This is a genomic window from uncultured Zhongshania sp. (genome assembly GCF_963975605.1).
In the GTDB taxonomy this organism is placed as follows: domain Bacteria; phylum Pseudomonadota; class Gammaproteobacteria; order Pseudomonadales; family Spongiibacteraceae; genus Spongiibacter; species Spongiibacter aquimaris.
The window spans coordinates 58,940-78,419 of the sequence record NZ_CAXBHN010000002.1; the positions used below are offsets into that span (position 1 = coordinate 58,940).

General features: G+C 46.6%; 16 protein-coding genes. 4 read left to right on the top strand and 12 right to left on the bottom strand.

Annotated features, from left to right (window positions below; genetic code table 11):
* Positions 1-323 precede the first annotated feature (323 nt).
* The 3 genes from AAC007_RS02525 to AAC007_RS02535 all read left to right on the top strand — a co-directional run bounded on the left by AAC007_RS02525 (position 324) and on the right by AAC007_RS02535 (position 3,730).
* On the top strand, positions 324-1,967 hold the full coding sequence (locus AAC007_RS02525; protein WP_339674507.1) for a nitrite/sulfite reductase: 1,644 nt from the start codon (positions 324-326) through the stop codon (positions 1,965-1,967).
* Entirely contained in the window at positions 1,960-2,439 is a 480-nt protein-coding gene (locus AAC007_RS02530; protein ID WP_339674508.1) for a DUF934 domain-containing protein, read from the top strand. Before AAC007_RS02525 ends, AAC007_RS02530 begins: the two co-directional genes overlap by 8 nt.
* 124 nt (positions 2,440-2,563) lie before the next feature.
* Positions 2,564-3,730: a cation:proton antiporter gene (locus AAC007_RS02535; RefSeq protein ID WP_295877627.1), complete on the top strand. Its 1,167-nt coding sequence runs from the start codon at positions 2,564-2,566 to the stop codon at positions 3,728-3,730.
* 18 nt (positions 3,731-3,748) lie between these two features.
* Here the strand turns inward: AAC007_RS02535 and AAC007_RS02540 are convergent, their stop codons facing one another.
* The 3 genes from AAC007_RS02540 to AAC007_RS02550 form a co-directional block, all read right to left on the bottom strand.
* Positions 3,749-4,318 (bottom strand): YceI family protein, encoded by a 570-nt coding sequence (locus AAC007_RS02540; protein ID WP_339674509.1) that lies wholly within the window; start codon positions 4,316-4,318, stop codon positions 3,749-3,751.
* Positions 4,319-4,517: 199 nt separating this feature from the next.
* Complete coding sequence (locus AAC007_RS02545) at positions 4,518-5,447, bottom strand: FAD-binding protein (RefSeq protein ID WP_339674510.1); 930 nt, start codon at positions 5,445-5,447, stop codon at positions 4,518-4,520.
* Positions 5,447-6,196 carry an electron transfer flavoprotein subunit beta/FixA family protein gene (locus tag AAC007_RS02550; protein ID WP_219041465.1) on the bottom strand — a complete coding sequence of 250 codons (750 nt, stop codon included), beginning with the start codon at positions 6,194-6,196 and terminating at the stop codon, positions 5,447-5,449. Before AAC007_RS02550 ends, AAC007_RS02545 begins: the two co-directional genes overlap by 1 nt.
* A 388-nt stretch (positions 6,197-6,584) precedes the next feature.
* On the opposite strand from AAC007_RS02550, the gene AAC007_RS02555 reads away from it, so the two are divergent.
* A complete protein-coding gene (locus AAC007_RS02555) occupies positions 6,585-8,237 on the top strand; it encodes an electron transfer flavoprotein-ubiquinone oxidoreductase (protein ID WP_219041466.1) in 1,653 nt (550 codons plus the stop codon).
* A gap of 68 nt (positions 8,238-8,305) precedes the next feature.
* Here the strand turns inward: AAC007_RS02555 and AAC007_RS02560 are convergent, their stop codons facing one another.
* From AAC007_RS02560 to tig, 9 genes are all read right to left on the bottom strand, one after another.
* A complete protein-coding gene (locus AAC007_RS02560) occupies positions 8,306-8,845 on the bottom strand; it encodes a DUF1285 domain-containing protein (protein WP_339674512.1) in 540 nt (179 codons plus the stop codon).
* Between the two features lie 31 nt (positions 8,846-8,876).
* The gene (locus AAC007_RS02565; protein WP_339674513.1) at positions 8,877-10,049 is read right to left on the bottom strand and encodes a phosphoglycerate dehydrogenase; all 1,173 of its coding nucleotides are present in this window, start codon (positions 10,047-10,049) and stop codon (positions 8,877-8,879) included.
* 18 nt (positions 10,050-10,067) lie between these two features.
* A complete protein-coding gene (locus AAC007_RS02570; protein ID WP_339674514.1) occupies positions 10,068-10,877 on the bottom strand; it encodes a 4'-phosphopantetheinyl transferase superfamily protein in 810 nt (269 codons plus the stop codon).
* A 60-nt stretch (positions 10,878-10,937) separates the two neighbouring features.
* Positions 10,938-12,815: a SurA N-terminal domain-containing protein gene (locus AAC007_RS02575; RefSeq protein WP_295877621.1), complete on the bottom strand. Its 1,878-nt coding sequence runs from the start codon at positions 12,813-12,815 to the stop codon at positions 10,938-10,940.
* A 111-nt stretch (positions 12,816-12,926) separates the two neighbouring features.
* Complete coding sequence (locus tag AAC007_RS02580; protein WP_103684697.1) at positions 12,927-13,199, bottom strand: HU family DNA-binding protein; 273 nt, start codon at positions 13,197-13,199, stop codon at positions 12,927-12,929.
* 150 nt (positions 13,200-13,349) lie between these two features.
* Complete coding sequence (lon, locus tag AAC007_RS02585; RefSeq protein ID WP_339674515.1) at positions 13,350-15,776, bottom strand: endopeptidase La; 2,427 nt, start codon at positions 15,774-15,776, stop codon at positions 13,350-13,352.
* 183 nt (positions 15,777-15,959) lie between these two features.
* Entirely contained in the window at positions 15,960-17,240 is a 1,281-nt protein-coding gene (gene clpX / locus AAC007_RS02590; RefSeq protein WP_295877619.1) for an ATP-dependent Clp protease ATP-binding subunit ClpX, read from the bottom strand.
* A 125-nt stretch (positions 17,241-17,365) separates the two neighbouring features.
* Entirely contained in the window at positions 17,366-17,998 is a 633-nt protein-coding gene (gene clpP, locus AAC007_RS02595; RefSeq protein WP_295877618.1) for an ATP-dependent Clp endopeptidase proteolytic subunit ClpP, read from the bottom strand.
* 119 nt (positions 17,999-18,117) lie between these two features.
* Complete coding sequence (gene tig, locus AAC007_RS02600) at positions 18,118-19,446, bottom strand: trigger factor (RefSeq protein ID WP_295877617.1); 1,329 nt, start codon at positions 19,444-19,446, stop codon at positions 18,118-18,120.
* Positions 19,447-19,480: the final 34 nt, after the last annotated feature.

The window sequence follows — 19,480 nt, forward strand, 5'->3', positions numbered from 1 at the left end:
CGACATTGTAGCAAAAAATACTTTCTTGGTTAGCTTTTATTCGCAGCAATAGGGAGATTCGCAGATATTTAGGACTGCACGGGCAAATTAAATAGCGCCTGCCCCCTCCCGCACTGCCGGCTTACCAAGGGCTTACCTGAACACCGTATAAGCATTACCCACAAAATCAGTTAGCACATTGCCGCTTTACTCTTTACCATTACGGCCGTAAAACGTGATCTCAGGTGATTTTCAGCGTAAAATGCGGAGCGTTTTTTTAAGCAGCGCAGTTATAGCGCGCTACTGCGCTACTACCCGCCAAAACTCTTTAGACAAAGGTTTCTATGTACACTTACGACAACTTTGACCGTCAGATTGTCAGTCAGCGCGTCGCGCAGTTTCGCGATCAGACTCAGCGCTATCTCGATGGAAAAATAACGGACGAGCAATTTTTGCCACTGCGTTTGCAAAATGGCCTATACGTGCAGCGCCTTGCGCCCATGATGCGCATCGCTGTGCCCTATGGCACTTTAAACGCAAACCAATTGCGTAAGCTTGCCCATATTAGCCGCAAATACGACAAAGGCTATGCGCATATCAGCACGCGTCAAAACGTGCAGTTAAACTGGCCAAAGCTGGAAGAAGTACCCGATATATTGGCTGAATTGCTCGAAGTTGAAATGCATGCCGTGCAAACCAGCGGTAATTGCATTCGCAATACGACTGCTGATCAATTTTCTGGCGTCGCGGCAGATGAGATTGAAGATGCCCGCCCGTATTGTGAAATCATTCGTCAGTGGTCAACCTTTCACCCCGAGTTTGCGTTCTTACCACGCAAATTTAAAATTGCGGTGTGTGGCTCAGAATCAGATCGCGCAGCTATTATGATGCACGACATCGGCTTGCAGATTATTCATGACGCCGAAGGCAAAACCGCGTTTAAAGTCTTTGTAGGCGGCGGTCTGGGTCGCACCCCTGTCATCGGCAGCCTTATTCACGACAAGCTTGAACCAGAACACCTACTCACTTATCTTGAAGCGATATTGCGGGTATACAACCAGCTGGGGCGTCGTGACAACAAATTTAAAGCTCGCATAAAAATACTAGTACGCGCAATGGGTGCTGAGGCATTTAAAGCGGAAGTCGAAAAAGAGTGGGCACATATTAAGAGTGGCGCCCTTAGCCTGACTGATGAAGAAATCAGTCGCGCCAAATCCTTTTTTGTACCGCCTAGCTACCAAACGCTAGCGCAAGAGGACATGCAGGCCCTCGCGCTAGAAAGTGCTGACTTTGCACGCTGGTTGCAACACAACACCCATGAACACAAGGTGTCTGGCTATCGCATCGTTACCTTGGCGCTGAAGACCGTTGGCGTCGCACCTGGGGATATCACCGCTGAACAATTCGAAGCGGTTGCAGATCTATCTGAACGCTATGGCTTTGGTGAAATACGCAGCACCCACCAGCAAAACCTAGTATTGCCTGATGTAAAACAACGCGATCTTTTTGCACTCTGGAAGGAGCTTGTAGCCCTAGAAGTTGCCTCTCCCACCGTAGGCACCCTAAATGACATTATTTGCTGCCCAGGCGGTGATTTCTGCTCTTTAGCCAATGCGAAATCGATTCCTATCGCGGAAGCCATTCAGCGCCGCTTCGATGATATCGATTACGTATACGACCTCGGCGAGATTGAACTCAATATATCTGGATGTATGAATGCGTGTGGCCACCATCATATTGGAAATATTGGAATATTGGGCGTAGACAAGAAAGGCCAAGAGTTTTATCAGGTGTCCCTTGGCGGTAGCCAAGGTTTAAATGCATCTATCGGTTCAATTCTCGGCCCATCCTTTGCGCAAGATCAAGTGCCGGATGTTATTGAAAAAGTATTGGAAACATATGTAAATCTACGCCAGCCAGAAGAACGCTTTTTAGATACATTCCGTCGCGTTGGCATTGACCCCTTCAAGGAGCGCGCCTATGCCTAAGATTATTAAAGACCAACAAATCTGTGACGATAGTTGGCAAGTATGGCGCGACACTGAGACCCTTCCAGAAACCGCTGGGTATATTGTCCCGTTGAGCTTATGGCTGAGCAACAAGGAAGCCCTCAAGTCTATGGGTGATGTTGCCGTCTTTCTTGCCAGCGATGAATCACCAAAAGCGCTTGGCAATGATATAAACGAGCTAGGCCTTATCGCAGTGGATTTTCCGAAATTTGCTGACGGCCGTGGCTTTTCCTATGGCCGCGAATTGCGCGAGCAATTAGGTTTTACGGGCGAATTGCGGGCAATAGGCGACTTCATTCGCGATCAACTGTATTTCCTTAATCGCTGTGGCTTTAATAGCTTTGCGTTGGAGACCGCTGACCTTGAAGAGTCGCTGGCAAGCTTCCAGGATTTTTCTGAGTCATACCAAGTGGGCATCGATCAAAAGCTGCCACTGTTTCGCCGTCGCTAAATACCCATACTGTAAGTGAAGCCAAAATGCCGTCTAAATGACGGCATTTTTTGTTTCCAGTGTTGTTTCGTAACGCAAGCCTGTGTGATGATGTTTTTCCCGCCACACTTTGAGGGTATCACGCGTGGACGCCAGCCTGACCTCATCTTTTTTTATGATATTTAGCGGTGCGGCGGTACTTGCGTCAATCGCCCTTTACACAAGACAACCGCTATTAATCGCCTACATTGTCTTGGGTGCCATCATCGGTCCCTACGGAACTGGCTGGGTCACTGATTTAAAGCTACTAGCCGAAATTGCTGAATTTGGCATTATTTTTCTGCTGTTTCTGCTCGGCTTGGATATGCAACCCAAAGCCTTGCTGAGCACCCTGAAAAAAGCGACGGTGGTCGCGCTTGTAAGCTCCCTAGCATTTGCCGCCATTGGCTTTGTACTCGCCTACAATTTTGGCTTTAGCACGACTGAAAGCCTTATTGTCGGCGCAGCGATGATGTTTTCTAGCACCATCATCGGTATAAAACTTCTACCAACCACGGCGCTTCATCATCGTCACACGGGCGAACTGATGGTGGGCTTACTACTATTACAAGATATAATCGCGATTTTTGTGTTACTTGTTTTATTCAGTATGAGTCAGGGTGAATTTTCATTCACAAATTTGCTGATCACGCTTGCCGCCCTTCCCGCAATGATTTTATTTGCCTTCGGTTCAGTTCGCTATGTGTTGTTACCAATGCTTATGCGCTTTGACCGGTTCCACGAGTATATATTTCTACTGGCAATTGGCTGGTGCTTGGGTATGAGCGAGGCCGCACATGCGCTGGGACTATCTGCAGAAATTGGCGCTTTTTTGGCTGGTATCAGTTTGGCAACAAGTCCAATTTCACAATACATCGCAATCAGCCTAAAACCATTGAGGGACTTTTTCTTAATATTATTTTTCTTTTCACTTGGTGCACGCTTTGACTTAAGTCTACTTTCCGAAATCCTTTTACCTGCGGTGATACTTGCCGGTCTCGTCCTCACCTTAAAACCGATCATTTTCCGCTACCTCATTCACGGCATGAGTGAGACTAAAAAACTAGCGTGGGATCTGGGGTTTCGCATGGGGCAGATTAGTGAGTTCTCATTGTTAATTGCCTATGTGGCAGCGGAAATGGTGTTGATTGGGCAGGAGGCATCACACTTAATTCAGGCCACCGCGATTATTAGCTTTGTCGTTTCCTCGTATATTGTGGTGTTTAACTACCCTACGCCCATCGGGATATCAGATAAATTGCGGCGAGACTAATCTCTCGCCGCGTATTTTTTACTGAAATACCACCGAGAAAGTCACGGGCACAACCAAATCAATATTTTGCAACCCAGCCAAACTGCGAAGCTTACCGATACCGGGCGCTAGCTCGAAGCTATTGGCACTAATAAACGCCGGCGAGCTTGTTGCCGCATGGAAGCTTTCATCGCTACGCTTGGTGACAATCACCTTGAAAACGACAGGCGCCGTATTACCATGAAGCTTAAGCTCACCCCGTAATTCAATATTTTTTTGCTCCCCGACAGCCATGGCATTTAAGTTCGCCATTTCGACCGTTGCGCTATATGTCGCGCTTGGAAATTTATCAATCTGAAACAAGTGCTCGCGCATGCGATCGTTTCGAATATCGATACCAGTCTCTACGCTAGACAAATCAACAATTAACTCTGCTTTACCGGTGGCGTCATCAATACTGCCGGTCAGTGATGAGAAACTCATCAACTCTGCTACCGCGTCGTTTTTGACCGTTACAAAATTTAAAACCGACTCCTCTTTGACTAGTTCAAGTGCATTCAGCCCGCCCATCGGAAGTAATAAGGCTAAGGCACATACTAGTTTTTTCATGACTAACTCCTTTTGCTTTTGCAGTGTTTAAATAACTTATAACAAATACTAAGCTCAAAACGGATAAATACAGGAATTTATTTTATAAGAACAGTTGTGACCTTTGAGATCGAAAACTATTCCATAAAACAGCTTTAAACAGGCAAAAAAAAAGCCCGGCTTTTATACCGGGCTTATTTCACTGCTTGTTTGCAATTGTTTACAGGCTTGAATCAAGCTCTGGAACAGCGTCAAACAAATCTGCAACTAGACCGTAATCTGCAACCTGGAAGATCGGCGCATCTTCGTCTTTGTTAATAGCAACAATGACCTTCGAGTCTTTCATACCCGCCAAATGCTGTATCGCGCCAGAAATACCAACGGCAATATACAAGCCGGGAGCAACGATTTTACCAGTCTGACCGACCTGCATATCGTTTGGTACAAAGCCTGCATCAACAGCTGCGCGTGAAGCACCCACTGCTGCACCAAGCTTGTCAGCCAAAGAATACAACATAGCGAAGTTGTCGCCATTTTGCATGCCGCGACCACCAGATACTACAATGCCGGCTGCAGTCAGTTCTGGGCGATCGCTCTTAGCAACTTCTTCACGAACGTAGCTCGACTTCCCAGCATCATGCGCGCTCGCAACTGTTTCTACCGATGCACTACCACCCTCTGCAGCAACTGCGTCGAATGCAGTGGTACGAACAGTAATGACCTTAATCGCATCAGAAGACTGAACGGTTGCAATTACGTTACCTGCGTAGATTGGACGCTTGAACGTATCTGCGCTTTCAACCGAGATAATTTCAGAAATTTGCGCAACATCTAGCAGTGCAGCAGCACGCGGTAAGGTGTTTTTACCGTTAGTCGTTGCTGGCGCTAAAATGTAGCCATAGTCTTTGCCAAGCTCAGCTACCAAAAGGCTCACATTTTCTGCGAGTTGGTGACCGTAGGCAGCGTTGTCAGCAACTAGCACTTTGCTAACGCCGTCAATCTTAGCCGCTGCTTCCGCAGCAGCGCCACAGGCCTCACCAGCAACAAGAACAGTAATGTCACCACCAATTGCTTTTGCAGCAGCAACTGTATTTAACGTAGCGCCTTTAATAGAGGCGTTATCGTGTTCTGCAAGAATTAAAATACTCATCAGATTACTTTCGCCTCGTTTTTCAGCTTATCAACAAGTTCAGCAACGTCTGCGACTTTAATACCCGCTTGACGTTCTGCAGGCGGCTCAACCTTCAAGGTGGTCACTCGAGGAGCCACTTCAACACCTAGCTCTTCTGGTGTCATAGTGTCTAAAGGCTTTTTCTTTGCCTTCATAATATTTGGCAGCGATGCGTAACGTGGCTCATTCAAGCGCAGGTCAGTTGTTACAACCGCAGGCAATGCCAACTTAACAACCTGTGAGCCGCTATCGACTTCACGGGTAACAGTCACGCTATCGCCTTCAACAACGACCTCTGACGCAAATGTACCCTGCGACATGCCAGTTAATGCAGCCAGCATTTGTCCAGTTTGATTGTTATCGCCATCGATAGCCTGTTTGCCAAGAATAACCATTTTTGGCTCTTCTTTGTCGACAACGGCTTTCAGCAATTTAGCGATCGCTAAAGGCTGAACTTCAACGTCTGTCTCTACCAAAATACCGCGATCAGCGCCCAAGGCCAACGCAGTACGAATCTGCTCTTGGCATACTTTAGCACCAATTGAGACAGCAACTATTTCAGTTACCACGCCTTTTTCTTTCAGACGTACGGCCTCTTCAATGGCAATTTCGCAAAATGGATTAATAGCCATTTTTACATTATTCAGATCAACGCCAGTACCGTCCGATTTCGGACGTACTTTTACGTTGTAGTCAACTACTCGTTTGACAGCAACCAGAACCTTCATGGATTCCCCAGTACACGCGTAAATTAATAGGAATGGCTTTATATCCCTACGCTGTGGAACGGTTAAACAGTCCCATCCGGATAAAGCCCCTTTTCAAAGCGCCGTTATATTGACGCTTATAAGACCTAAGGTCAATAAAAGCAGCATATTCACGACACGAATAACAACTATCCGAAAGCGAATCATATTTTGGTGCAAGCTTAATAAGGTTTTGTTTAAAAAAGGTTTTTTTTACTGTATCTACGTAAACAATAAGAAATAAGTAAGGAATTAAAGCAGTGCTAAAGTAGCGTTTTAAGGGCTCAAGTTTTATAATTCGCGCTTTCCATCAGTGATTAATGCCCCAAAATAAGGGCAATGCTGGTAATGCATACAGAGGAGAGAGTCTGTGGAACGCGAATCAATGGAGTTTGACGTCCTAATCGTTGGGGCTGGTCCCGCCGGTTTAGCTGCGGCGTGTAAAATTCGTCAGTTAAGCGAAAGTACCGGAAAGGACATCAGCGTTTGCGTTGTAGAAAAAGGCTCAGAAGTCGGCGCCCATATCTTGTCAGGTGCGGTTTTTGAACCCACTGCTCTGAATGAGCTCTTCCCAGACTGGAAAGAAAAAGGCGCCCCGCTCAATACGCCGGTCACCGGTGACGACATTTACTATATGACCAGTGCGGAGAAAGCGATCAAAGTTCCTGGTTTTGCCGTCCCTAAAACCATGCACAATGAAGGCAACTACATTATTAGCCTTGGTAATTTGTGCCGCTGGATGGCAGAGCAAGCCGAGGGGATGGGTGCGGAAATATACCCTGGATTCGCAGCTGCAGATGTACTATTCCATGAAGACGGCAGTGTAAAGGGTGTTGTTACTGGCGATATGGGTATTGCTGAAGATGGCAGCCATAAAGACAGCTATATGCCAGGGATGGAACTTCACGCCAAATACACACTATTCGCAGAAGGTTGCCGCGGCCACCTTGGCAAGCGCCTGATGGAAAAATTCGATCTTAATGCCGGCAAAGACCCCCAGCATTACGGTATTGGTATTAAAGAACTTTGGAAAATCGATCCAGCCAAGCACGAAGAAGGCAAGGTAATGCATGCCGCAGGCTGGCCTCTTGCTGAAAATGGCGCAGCTGGCGGTAGCTTCCTTTACCATATTGAAGACAATCAAGTGTCGATTGGTTTGATTACTGATCTTTGCTACGACAATCCATACTTATCGCCCTTCGAAGAATTTCAACGCTTTAAAAAGCACCCGAAGGTCATGCAATACTTAGAAGGTGGTGAACGTATTTCTTATGGCGCCCGCGCTATCGCCAAAGGTGGTTTGCAGTCACTACCCAAAATGACCTTCCCCGGCGGCTTACTGATTGGCTGTGATGCCGGCACGCTGAACTTTGCCAAAATTAAAGGCAGCCATACGGCGATGAAATCAGGCATGATTGCCGCGGAAGTTGTTCACAAGGCAATCACCGAGAACGAAGCCACCGGCGCAGAATTAAGCGAATATACCACGGCCTTCGAAGCTTCATCAGTATACAAAGAGCTCTACGAGCAACGTAACTTTGGTCCAGCACAGCACAAGTTGGGCAACTTTTTTGGCTCGGCTTACGCCTTCCTTGATCTTAATATCTTTGGTGGTAAGTTGCCGTGGACATTAAGTGACACCCACCCTGACCATGCAGAAATGAAGCCTGCGGCGGAATCGAAGAAGATTACTTATCCCAAGCCGGATAATAAAATCACCTTTGACCGTTTAACCTCTGTATTCTTGTCAAACACGAATCACGAAGAAGATCAGCCCTGCCATCTGACCCTGAAAGATCCAGCGCTACCTATTCGTGACAATCTACCGAAATATGCCGAGCCCGCCCAACGCTACTGTCCGGCGGGCGTTTATGAAGTGATTGAAGATGAAAATGGACCGCGCTTTCAGATCAACGGTCAAAACTGTGTCCACTGCAAAACCTGTGATATTAAAGACCCCGCTCAGAATATTGTGTGGGTCACACCGGAAGGTTTGGGTGGTCCCAACTATCCCAATATGTAATAAAAAAAGGGCAGCTTAAGCTGCCCTTTTATTATTTTAAACCGTTCAAATATTGAGCTAAACCAGTTTTATACGCGACCAAGCTCAAACTCAGCCCCACCTGCCTCCAACACTAAATACTCATTTTTACACTCAGCTATTTCTACTAATTTATAAAAACTGGCTCTATTAATTCTAGCTTGTAGGCCGTGGGACAAATGCACAGAGGGTTTAGGCTCCTGTGTAACAGGATCAATATCCACCACTAAAGGATGCTCCGCACCAAGCTCGAACCAAGTATCCACATTAGTTTTCAGCACAATACGCTGGCCGGAGCTTAAATCACTACACTCAAAATCGATGATTAACAGGGGAAGGTCTTCAACCGTCACTCGCCATTTTTCAACAGGCGTTACTAAATAATATTCGCCATCATTTTCGCGGCGCAATATTGAGGAAAAAAGTTTGACTAGTTTATGGCGCTTTATCTCACCACCCTCATGAATCCAGCGACCATCCGCTTTTATCACGATATCAATATCACCACTCAACTCCGGATGCCATTTATCAATAGGGGGCGCGCCGCGTTGACCACGCAATAAGGTTTCTATACTCGATAATGTCGCCATCAATCCCCCTCCCTACTTCTATAAGTAGTAATTAATAAATTACCCTCACATTAATCACACCTTCCAGAGCAGCGAGTTCGCCTACGAGTTCCGAACCAACATCGCCGCCCAGATCAATAAGGTTATAGGCAATTTCGTCGCGACTCTTATTTAGCATATCCACAATATTGATATTAGCATCGGCCAATATACCTAAAATACTACCTAGAATTTTAGGGACGTTGTGGTTGGCGATCGCCAATCGGCAATGGCCGCTGCGCTCTAACTGAAGATTAGGAAAATTAACAGAGTTCTTTATGTTGCCATTCTGAAGAAAATCAGCAATTTGCTCTGCAGCCATCACCGCGCAATTATCTTCTGCCTCGTCGGTGCTCGCGCCAATATGCGGCATCAATATGACGTCTTCGCGGCCAATTAAAGATGGAACGGGGAAATCAGTAATAAACTGACGGAGCAGACCTTTATCAAGCGCGGCGATCACAGCATCGACGCTGACAATCTCCTCACGCGCAAAATTCAGAAGACAAGCTCCTGGCTTACACGCAGCTAACAATTCAGCGTTCACCATGCCGCGTGTGGAATCCAGCACCGGTAGGTGAAGCGTAATGTAGTCCGCTTTAGCGAACAAACTAGTGATATTCTCCATCTTCTTTACGGAGCTCGGTAAGCGCCACGCTGCGTCTACAGAAAGCGCAGGGTCATAGCCGACAACGTCCATATCCAAGCTCAGTGCAGCGTTAGCAATCATTGAACCTATCGCGCCAAGGCCGACAACACCAAGTGTGCGCCCTGCAAGTTCATTCCCTTTGAAGCGCTTCTTTTCTTTTTCGAGCAACTTGGCCATTTCGCTGGCATCAGTCATATGTCCAAGTGAATTGACATAAGATACCCCCTGCATGATACCGCGCGAGCCCAACGCTAAACCTGCAATGACTAATTCTTTAACTGCATTCGCATTGGCACCCGGGCTATTGAATACAGGAATACCACGTTCCGTGCAGGCACCAACCGGGATATTATTTGTTCCCGCTCCCGCCCGACCAATTGCCTTAACAGTCGTAGCAATATCGTCCGCTTGTAATTTATGGCTGCGAAGAAGAATTGCGTCTGGCGTAGTGAATTCACTGGCAATCTCATAGCGTTCGCGAGGTAAGCGCTCTAAGCCTTTTGTTGAAATTTGATTAAGCGTTAAAACTTTATACACAAACTAATCCTCGATTTTTCACCCAATCATACGATTGCGTTGACCGCTATCGCTAACTGGAAAATTGTTAAACGCTTCCTCAGCACTTAGCTCCAATTGCTTTACCAATGGAATGCTATGGAAATACGTAATACTGTTTATTTTTCGGCCCAAAGCGATGGCCGCTGTGTAGTTCAAATTCTTACAGACAAGACTAAAATCCCATCGATCAGCCTCTGGGCCGACAAATTCGCTAAAGGCACCCTGTTCATCTAATAAGATTGAGAAATCGTGTAGCGGGATCGATAAACCCTCTCCGCGCGCTTTGATATACGCTTCTTTCAAAGTCCAATAGCGATAGAAATAATCAAGCTGTTGATCATCTGCACGACTGTTCAATGACTGTAATTCAGATGCTGAGAAATAATCATCGGCCATATTGAGAATGCCGCGGTTTTCCGCAGGGCTCTCAACGTCGACCCCGATATCAGTTTCTCTCGTAACCACACATACAGTTAGACCACTAGTGTGAGCGGTATTAAATTGAATTAATCCCAGCTCCTCACTATTGCTTAACTCCGGCTTCCCGTAAGCATTAACACAGAAGCTAATATCTTCAGGAGCCAGATTGCAGTATTCCGACAACACAGTACGCAATAGCGCACGACTAACGAGATAATCTCTGTCATTGCTGCCATGCATCAACAATTGATACTGTTGCTGCTCCGCAGGGGACAGCATAGCTTCATACCGAGCTAATTTACTATTGAGGCGCGCGTCATCTGTAAAGCAATACCAAACATCAACGTGCCCCGATAAGGACGATCTTTTTTCTACAGCGGAATTCATTATTTTTATATATCCAGTTGCTTGCCACGCTCCATTTCCAAAGGTGGCAAGCACATTACATCAATTAATTTTAATCTCGGCGCTCTCCCACAGACTATTAAAGTAAGCGGAAAATTCCTGAGATGATTTGTTACGATATGCGTTCTTTTTAGCTTCTAGAGCGACACTTTCATTTAATGCAGAAAGGTCTCCGTAGCGAACGTCCAGCAGTTGCAAAACAACACGGTCGCCGTTATTTTTTCGCAGAGTGCTAACGCTAGCATTCGAATCTGGACGGGGCATTGCAAACGCCTGATTGCGGATTCCGGAATCGATATTTATATCGCTGCGCTTTCCATCCAATACCGCGTTCCAACTTAAGCCCTGCTCCTTAGCAACGGTCTCAGCACGGCCACCTGCAATTAATGCAGCTTGTAGCTCACGTGCCTTAATTTCAGCGGCAGCATCAGCCTTATTCTCAGACAATACGCTTTTAATTTCATTCCGCACTGATTCAAGCGCTTTTGGCTCAGGTGCTTTGTATTCTTCTATATGAATAACTACGTAACGTTCGGGCGACAGCTCGATCACATCGCTATTTAACCCCTGGCTACGAAGTTCAGGATTAAACGCTGCTTGTTTTACACTGGGGAAGCTGAATAGCCCGTCGTCAGAGTTTTTGCTGAGCCACTCACCTTGCTCGACGCTTAAGCCCATTTCCTTGGCTGGCATCGCAAGGCTTTCTGCATTGAATACCAAATCTTTTAAGGTATCTACAGCGCCGACTAATCGAGGCTGAGCCTTTTGCGCGCGAAGTTGCTCGGTTATATTTAAACGCGCTTCCTCGATACTTTGCACCTCTGGTTTACGGATACTGACGAGCTTAATTAGATGAAGTCCTGCCTCTGTCTCCACTACGGAGGACACCTCCCCTACTGCTAAGTTAGCTAATGCCTCCTCAAACTCAGCGGGGAAACTTTCACCACTAGTGAATCCCAATAAGCCTTCACTGCCTGCAGAACCAGCGTCTACTGAGAACTTTTTGGCCTCGTCGCCAAAATCAGCGCCAGCGACAATATCGGCACGTATTTTTTGCAACGTCGCTAACGCATCTTCGCGACTGCGGTCATCGTTTATATCCAGCAATATATGCGCTGCTTCACGCTCTACTTGAGCATTACTAATATCGACCATACGCTGATATTCTGCTTGAACTTGGTCTTCCGACACGGGTTCATAAAACTGTTGTTCAGTGAGCTCTATATAAGAAAAACGCACCTGCTCTTCGCTTAAAAAGGACTCTGAGTTATCGGCATAGTAGCTAGCAACCTCTGCGTCACTAACACTGATATCCTTGCTGTAATTCGCTAACGGAACATTTATATAGTGAAAATCACGTGATTCATAAAGTAATCCAACCGACCTAGATAACTCTGCATCACTAATAAAAGCTGAGCCGGCAACCGCCGTTGATAATTGTTGAATTGTTAAATCAGATTTCAAAAGCTGCTTAAAGAAACTGCTGTTATAGCCTTGCATACGCAACACTTGCTCGTAGCGCTCTTGAGAGAAACGGCCATCCTCCTCAAATTGCGGCATAGCTGCAATGGTGGCGTTGAGCTGAGCATTTGAAATTTCAATGTCTTCTGCTTGTGCAGCCTGCAGAAGTAATTGCTGCTTTATTAGTGTATTTAAGGCAGGTTTACGAAGTATTGAATCGTCGAGCATAGCGGGATCAATTTGATCACCCATCATACTTAATAGACGGCGCTTTTGCAGCGTTATGGCTTGCTGTAGCTCCGCCTCTGAAATCTCTTCACCATTGACGACCGCAGCCGAAGAAGGTGCTGAACTACTGAATAAGCTGTCAATCCCGAAAAGTGCAAAAGGCACTATGATTATCGCGATGATGACTTTGGCCGCTGTACCCTGGATATTATTGCGAATATTTTGCAGCATCTATGCTAAACCTGACTCTGAATCAAAAAAAAAGCGCACCTCTCGATGCGCCTTCTGTAAGAGGTTGTACCTCTACGGCCCCCGGAATTAACCGGAATGGCAATCTATACCCTAGTTGCAGGCATCTTTCAGCGCTTTACCCGCTTTGAAGCTTGGGATTTTTGCTGCTGAAATTTCAATTGGTGCGCCAGTTTGTGGATTGCGACCAGTACGTGCTGCGCGGTCTTTAACACTAAACGTGCCGAAACCTACCAAAGAAACTGAATCATCTGATTTCAGTGCATTAGTAATAGCTTCCACGGCTGCATCCAATGCGCGGCCTGCTGCTGCTTTAGACAAATCTGCAGATTCTGCGATAGCGTCGATTAGCTCAGATTTATTCACTTATTCTTCCCCTTCAAATTGTTATAAAAAATATTTTTACATTAACTGACTGGTGACCGTCACAAACATACACATCGGCCGAAAAGGCCAGATGCGTAAAGAGTGGGATTTATACCAACTGCGCCGTATATGGTCAAGATATCTCTGCGCCTAGTGTGCGTTTGCACGCGACTCGCCAAGAATATCGCCGTTCCCATCTACGTTTTTATGACTTTCGTCAACACCTGCAAGGTACGCTTCTTCAGAAATTTCCTCTGGAAGACTTTCCAGCGCGATATCTAGAACCTCATCAATCCATTTTACTGGTCGAATTTCTAAATCGGCCTTTATATTTTCCGGAATTTCTTTCAGATCCCGCTCGTTTTCCAGCGGTATTATAACGGTTTTTATGCCGCCACGGTGAGCCGCAAGTAGCTTTTCTTTTAAACCACCGATCGCTAAAACTTGACCGCGAAGGGTAATTTCACCCGTCATTGCCACATCCGAGCGCACTGGAATGCCGGTAATCACCGAAACCAGCGCCGTGCACATACCAATACCCGCTGAAGGACCGTCTTTAGGCGTAGCTCCCTCAGGCATATGGATATGTATGTCATGTCGGTCGTGATAACGAGCGGGGATACCTAGGCGCTTAGAACGGCTTCTAACAACCGTCGTTGCCGCCTGGATAGACTCCTGCATGACATCACCGAGCGAACCCGTTTTAATGTGCCGCCCCTTACCAACCACCGAAACCGCTTCAATAGTTAGGAGTTCACCGCCAACTTGAGTCCAAGCCAAACCGGTAACCTGCCCTACTTTGTTTTCTTCCTCAGCCTTGCCGAAGGTGTATCGACGCACACCGAGATAATCTTCTAGATTAGCGCTAGTGACAGAAATAATGCCGCTATCGCCGTTTAAGGCCACACTTTTAACGACTTTGCGGCAAACTTTGGCGACCTGACGCTCTAAGCCGCGGACACCCGCTTCACGGGTATAATAGCGCACGATATCTTGCAGTGCTTCGTCGTCTATTTCAGCTTCGCTTACTTTTAATCCGTTGTTTTTCAATTGCTTGGGAATGAGATAACGCCTAGCAATATTAATCTTTTCATCTTCCGTATAACCGGGAATCCGGATTACTTCCATACGGTCCATTAGCGCCGGTGGAATATTCAAGGAGTTTGACGTACAGATAAACATTATATCTGACAAGTCGTAGTCCACCTCGAGATAGTGGTCGTTGAAAGCGTGATTCTGCTCTGGATCTAACACTTCCAGCAAGGCCGACGCTGGATCGCCTCGATGATCCATACCCATTTTGTCTATTTCATCTAACAAAAACAGTGGATTACGCACTGCTGTTTTTGACATTTTTTGGATGACTTTGCCAGGCATTGAGCCAATATACGTTCTGCGATGACCGCGAATCTCCGCTTCATCGCGAACGCCCCCCAAGGCCATACGTACAAATTTACGATTAGTTGCACGGGCAATCGACTCCCCGAGGGACGTCTTACCAACCCCCGGCGGTCCAACTAAACACAGTACCGGCCCCTTTACCTTTTTCACCCGCTTTTGTACCGCGAGATATTCAAGAATACGGTCTTTAACCTCTTCGAGTCCGTAGTGATCTTCATCTAATATTTCTTGAGCGCGCTTAAGATCGTGCTTAACCCGTGAGCGCTTCTGCCAAGGAATATTAACTAACCAATCTATATAACCACGCACCACTGAAGCTTCTGCCGACATCGGCGACATCATCTTAAGCTTCGCTAATTCAGCTTTCGCCTTTTCAAGCGCCTCTTTGCTCATCCCCGCCTTTTGAACGCGGTTCTCGAGCTCTTCAAGCTCGTTAACACCTTCTTCAGACTCTCCGAGCTCTCGCTGAATCGCCTTCATTTGTTCATTCAAGTAGTATTCGCGCTGACTTTTTTCCATCTGCTTTTTAACGCGACCGCGAATACGTTTTTCTACCTGAAACAGATCGATTTCGGCTTCCATTAAGCCCATTAAATGCTCGAGGCGCTCGCGCTCATTGGCCATTTCAAGCACAGCCTGCTTTTGCTCTAACTCCATGGTCATGTGGGCGGCAATCGTATCGCCCAGCCGGCCAGGTTCATCTATACCTGATAGTGATGTTAAAACTTCAGCGGGAATTTTTTTACTAAGATTAATGTATTTCTCAAACTGAGAAATCGCAGAACGAAGCATTACCTCGGACTCTTCTGCGGCAATTTGCTCACCAACTATCTCGGTGATTTCTGCACTAAAATAGTCTTCTTCAGCCGTCACTGCATTCAATTGCGCGCGATAGCTACCCTCGACCAAGACCTTAACAGTGCCGTCCGGGAGCTTTAACAACTGGAGAATGTTCGCAACAGTACCAATATCGTACAAATCATCGGTACCGGGCTCATCTAAGTCTGGGTTGCGTTGTGCCGCAAGTACAATCTCCTTGTTGCTGGCCATAGCCAGCTCTAAGGCCCGAATCGATTTGTCACGACCGACAAAAAGCGGGATTACCATGTGGGGATAGACCACCACGTCGCGCAAAGGAAGCAGTGGCAATTCCAATGTGTCGTGTTTGTCAGCCATTACATTTCCTCTTAGTTGATCAGATGTGCAATCCACATATTGTGGATATATGCCCACTATAAAGTCAGCTTAGTTCTAAGATGGGGATTTGGCGTGTTAAAAACAAGACTTGACTGTAAAGAAACGGAAAAAAAAGAAAACGCCGCGAAAATTGACATTTCGCGGCGTTAGATAGCGCGGGGATTACTCTTTAGGAGCCGCTTTGCGCTGCTCAGTATTGTGATACACCAATATCGGCGCAGAATCACCCCTAATCACCGAGTCATCGATAACGACTTTGCTGACGTTATCCATAGACGGTAAATCATACATAGTATCCAGCAATACCGACTCTAAAATGGAACGCAGGCCGCGGGCGCCGGTTTTGCGAGTCATGGCCTTCTCTGCCACCGAGCGCAAACCATCTTCTCGGAAGTCTACTTCAACGCCCTCCATGTCAAACAGCTTCGCGTATTGCTTGGTTAAGGCATTTTTAGGTTCGGTTAAAATACTAACCAAAGCATCAACATCCAGCTCTTCCAGAGTCGCAATCACCGGTAAGCGGCCGACAAACTCAGGAATTAAGCCGTAGCGCACCAGATCATCAGGTTCGACATCAGCGAGGATTTCGCCAACATTACGCGCCTCATTCTTACTTTTAACCTCAGCACTAAAACCGATACCGCCCTTCTCCGACCGGTCGCGAATAACGCGATCCAAGCCCGCAAAGGCACCTCCGCAGATAAAGAGGATGTTCGAGGTGTCAACCTGCAAAAATTCCTGCTGAGGGTGCTTGCGCCCACCCTGTGGCGGAACCGAAGCAACCGTGCCTTCAATTAATTTAAGCAGTGCCTGCTGTACACCTTCACCTGATACGTCGCGTGTAATCGACGGATTATCCGATTTACGAGAAATTTTATCGATTTCATCGATATAGACAATACCCATTTGGGCTTTCTCTACATCGTAATCACATTTTTGCAGCAACTTCTGAATAATATTCTCAACATCCTCACCGACGTAACCCGCTTCGGTCAATGTTGTTGCATCGGCAATAGTGAACGGAACATCGAGTAGGCGTGCCAGCGTTTCCGCAAGCAATGTCTTACCGCTACCCGTTGGCCCTACCAGCAAAATATTACTTTTGCCTAGTTCGACTTCATCTTTGTGCTTGTCACCGTAACGCAGCCGCTTGTAATGGTTATAAACCGCGACCGCCAACACTTTTTTGGCGCGCGACTGGCCAATAACATATTGATCCAGCGTGCCATTAATTTCCTGTGGCGTTGGCAGCTTGTCACGCCCTGCCTCGCTTGCCGCTTCCTGAACTTCCTCTCGAATGATGTCATTGCAAAGATCGACACACTCATCACAGATGAAGACAGACGGCCCTGCAATTAGCTTGCGGACTTCGTGCTGGCTTTTACCACAGAAGGAACAGTACAGCAGCTTGCCGTTATCATCTGTGCCGTCTTTACTACTCATTCATACCTACCTTGTTCGAATTTTGCGGGATGATCGAATCACCTTGAAGTAAAGATGACGCCTTTTACCCACTTTTGCAAGTTTGCACTATTCCGATATCGATTCGAATATCGCCCTAAAAGCTATTACGCGCGGGTAGATAGCACTTCATCGACCAAACCATAATCACAAGACTGCTGCGCATTCATAAAGTTATCGCGCTCGGTATCGCGTGCGATAGTTTCGTATGTCTGGCCAGTGTGCTCAGCCATTAAATGGTTAAGCTTCTCACGAATGATCAAGATTTCTCGCGCTTGAATATCGATATCCGTAGCCTGCCCCTGAGCACCACCGCTGGGCTGGTGAATCATAGTGCGGGCATTTGGCACAATAAAGCGCTTACCTTTAGCGCCGCCACTCAGCAAAAACGCGCCCATACTCGCAGCTTGACCAATACACATGGTACTCACATCAGGCTTAATGAATTTCATGGTGTCATAAATTGACAAGCCCGCCGTCACCGAACCCCCTGGCGAATTGATATAGAGGTGAATGTCTTTATCGGGGTTTTCTGATTCAAGGAAAAGTAGCTGGGCCACAATGAGATTGGCCATATGGTCTTCAACTTGACCAACGCAAAAAATTACGCGCTCTTTCAGCAAACGGGAGTAAATATCGTAGGAACGCTCACCACGGGCCGTTTGCTCTACAACCATAGGCACTAAACCTAAATTGGTTACAGTATTATTATTAAAACCATCAATCGAATTGCGCGACATATTGAATACTCTTCCGTACGTAATAAATGTTTTAAATTTACGGCCAGCAGAAAAAAATCAAGCGACGGAACTTTCGTTCAGTCGCTTGAGCGGAAAAAGCCAGAGTATCCTTATTCAAATTAGGATTCTTCTGCCTCTTGCGCTGGTGGCGACATAATTTCTTCGTAGCTTAAAGTTTCTTCGCTAACCTTCGATTTTTCAAGCAATTTTTCAACCACTTCTTCTTCAATAACCATACCTTCGATTTGTTGAAGCTGCTGCGGGTTACTCATATACCAATTAATAATTTCGTCTTTATCTTCAAAGCTTGCGGCCATTTCTTCAAGCGCAGCGCGTACTTTGCCTTCTTCTGCCTTAATACCTTCTATGCTGATCAGCTCGTTCAACACCAAGCCCAGCTTAACGCGACGCTCCGCATTCTCACGAAAAAGTTCATCTGGCAGGATATCAGCCGCATTCAATTTCTCTGCCATGGCACCGAATTGCTGCATCTGCTGGTTGCGAAGCGCTTCGATTTCTTGAGAAACCAATGCTTTCGGCACTTGGAGATCAGCATGGATGGAAAGTACACCTTCCATCACTTGATTCTTAATGCGGGACTTTGTAGCGTTTTTCAACTCACGCGCCATATTTTTTTCTACTTCTGCGCGAAAAGCCTCTTCACCACCCTCTTTTACACCAAAGGCTTCAAATAATTCAGCATCAAGCTCTGGCAGCTGCTTCTCGCTAACGCTATTTAGAGTGATTTTGAACTCAACCGCAGCGCCTTTAAGCTCTTCACTGTGGTAATCATCCGGGAAAGACAGAGCAACTACTTTTTCTTCGCCGGCAGACATACCGATTACGCCAGTTTCGAAGCCAGGAATCATTCGACCAGAACCCAGCTCTAAATCACTACCTTCAGCCTTGCCGCCATCAAAAGGAACACCGTCTTTGGTGCCAAGGTAATCAATATTTGCTTTATCGCCTTCAGCCGCAGCGCGCTCAACGGGTTGCCATTCGGCGCGTTGCTGACGGAGATTTTCAATCATTTTGTCGATGTCAGCGGCAGTAATTTCGGTTACTGGCTTCTTAACCTCAATTGCGCTGTAATCTTTTGCTTCAACTTCTGGAAAAACCTCGAAAGTCGCAACAAACTCAACATCTTTGCCAGCTTCTAGGCTTTTCGGCTCAATGCTTGGACGACCTGCGGGTTTTAAGCCCTGCTGTTGAATCGCTTCGTAAAAACTTTCATTCATCACTTCGCCAAGTACTTCCATGCGGACCGATTCGCCAAAACGCTGACGCACCACACGCATAGGGACTTTACCAGGACGGAAGCCGTCTAATTTTACAGTGCGCGCAGCATTTTGCAGGCGAGAATCAACTGCACTATCAATACGCGCAGCAGGAACGCCTACTATCAGGCGACGCTCTAGGCCAGAAGTCGTTTCAACTGAGACTTGCATGGGGGGTCCTCAAAACAGGGCTGTTAAACATAAA

Excerpts from the sequence above, each read along its gene's own strand:
- AAC007_RS02525 (WP_339674507.1), top strand. The coding sequence starts at position 324 with ATGTACACTTACGACAACTTTGACCGTCAGATTGTCAGTCAGCGCGTC.
- AAC007_RS02530 (WP_339674508.1), top strand. The coding sequence starts at position 1,960 with ATGCCTAAGATTATTAAAGACCAACAAATCTGTGACGATAGTTGGCAA.
- AAC007_RS02540 (WP_339674509.1), bottom strand. The coding sequence starts at position 4,318 with ATGAAAAAACTAGTATGTGCCTTAGCCTTATTACTTCCGATGGGCGGG.
- AAC007_RS02545 (WP_339674510.1), bottom strand. The coding sequence starts at position 5,447 with ATGAGTATTTTAATTCTTGCAGAACACGATAACGCCTCTATTAAAGGC.
- AAC007_RS02550 (WP_219041465.1), bottom strand. The coding sequence starts at position 6,196 with ATGAAGGTTCTGGTTGCTGTCAAACGAGTAGTTGACTACAACGTAAAA.
- AAC007_RS02560 (WP_339674512.1), bottom strand. The coding sequence starts at position 8,845 with ATGGCGACATTATCGAGTATAGAAACCTTATTGCGTGGTCAACGCGGC.
- AAC007_RS02570 (WP_339674514.1), bottom strand. The coding sequence starts at position 10,877 with ATGAATTCCGCTGTAGAAAAAAGATCGTCCTTATCGGGGCACGTTGAT.
- AAC007_RS02575 (WP_295877621.1), bottom strand. The coding sequence starts at position 12,815 with ATGCTGCAAAATATTCGCAATAATATCCAGGGTACAGCGGCCAAAGTC.
- lon (WP_339674515.1), bottom strand. The coding sequence starts at position 15,776 with ATGGCTGACAAACACGACACATTGGAATTGCCACTGCTTCCTTTGCGC.
- clpX (WP_295877619.1), bottom strand. The coding sequence starts at position 17,240 with ATGAGTAGTAAAGACGGCACAGATGATAACGGCAAGCTGCTGTACTGT.
- clpP (WP_295877618.1), bottom strand. The coding sequence starts at position 17,998 with ATGTCGCGCAATTCGATTGATGGTTTTAATAATAATACTGTAACCAAT.
- tig (WP_295877617.1), bottom strand. The coding sequence starts at position 19,446 with ATGCAAGTCTCAGTTGAAACGACTTCTGGCCTAGAGCGTCGCCTGATA.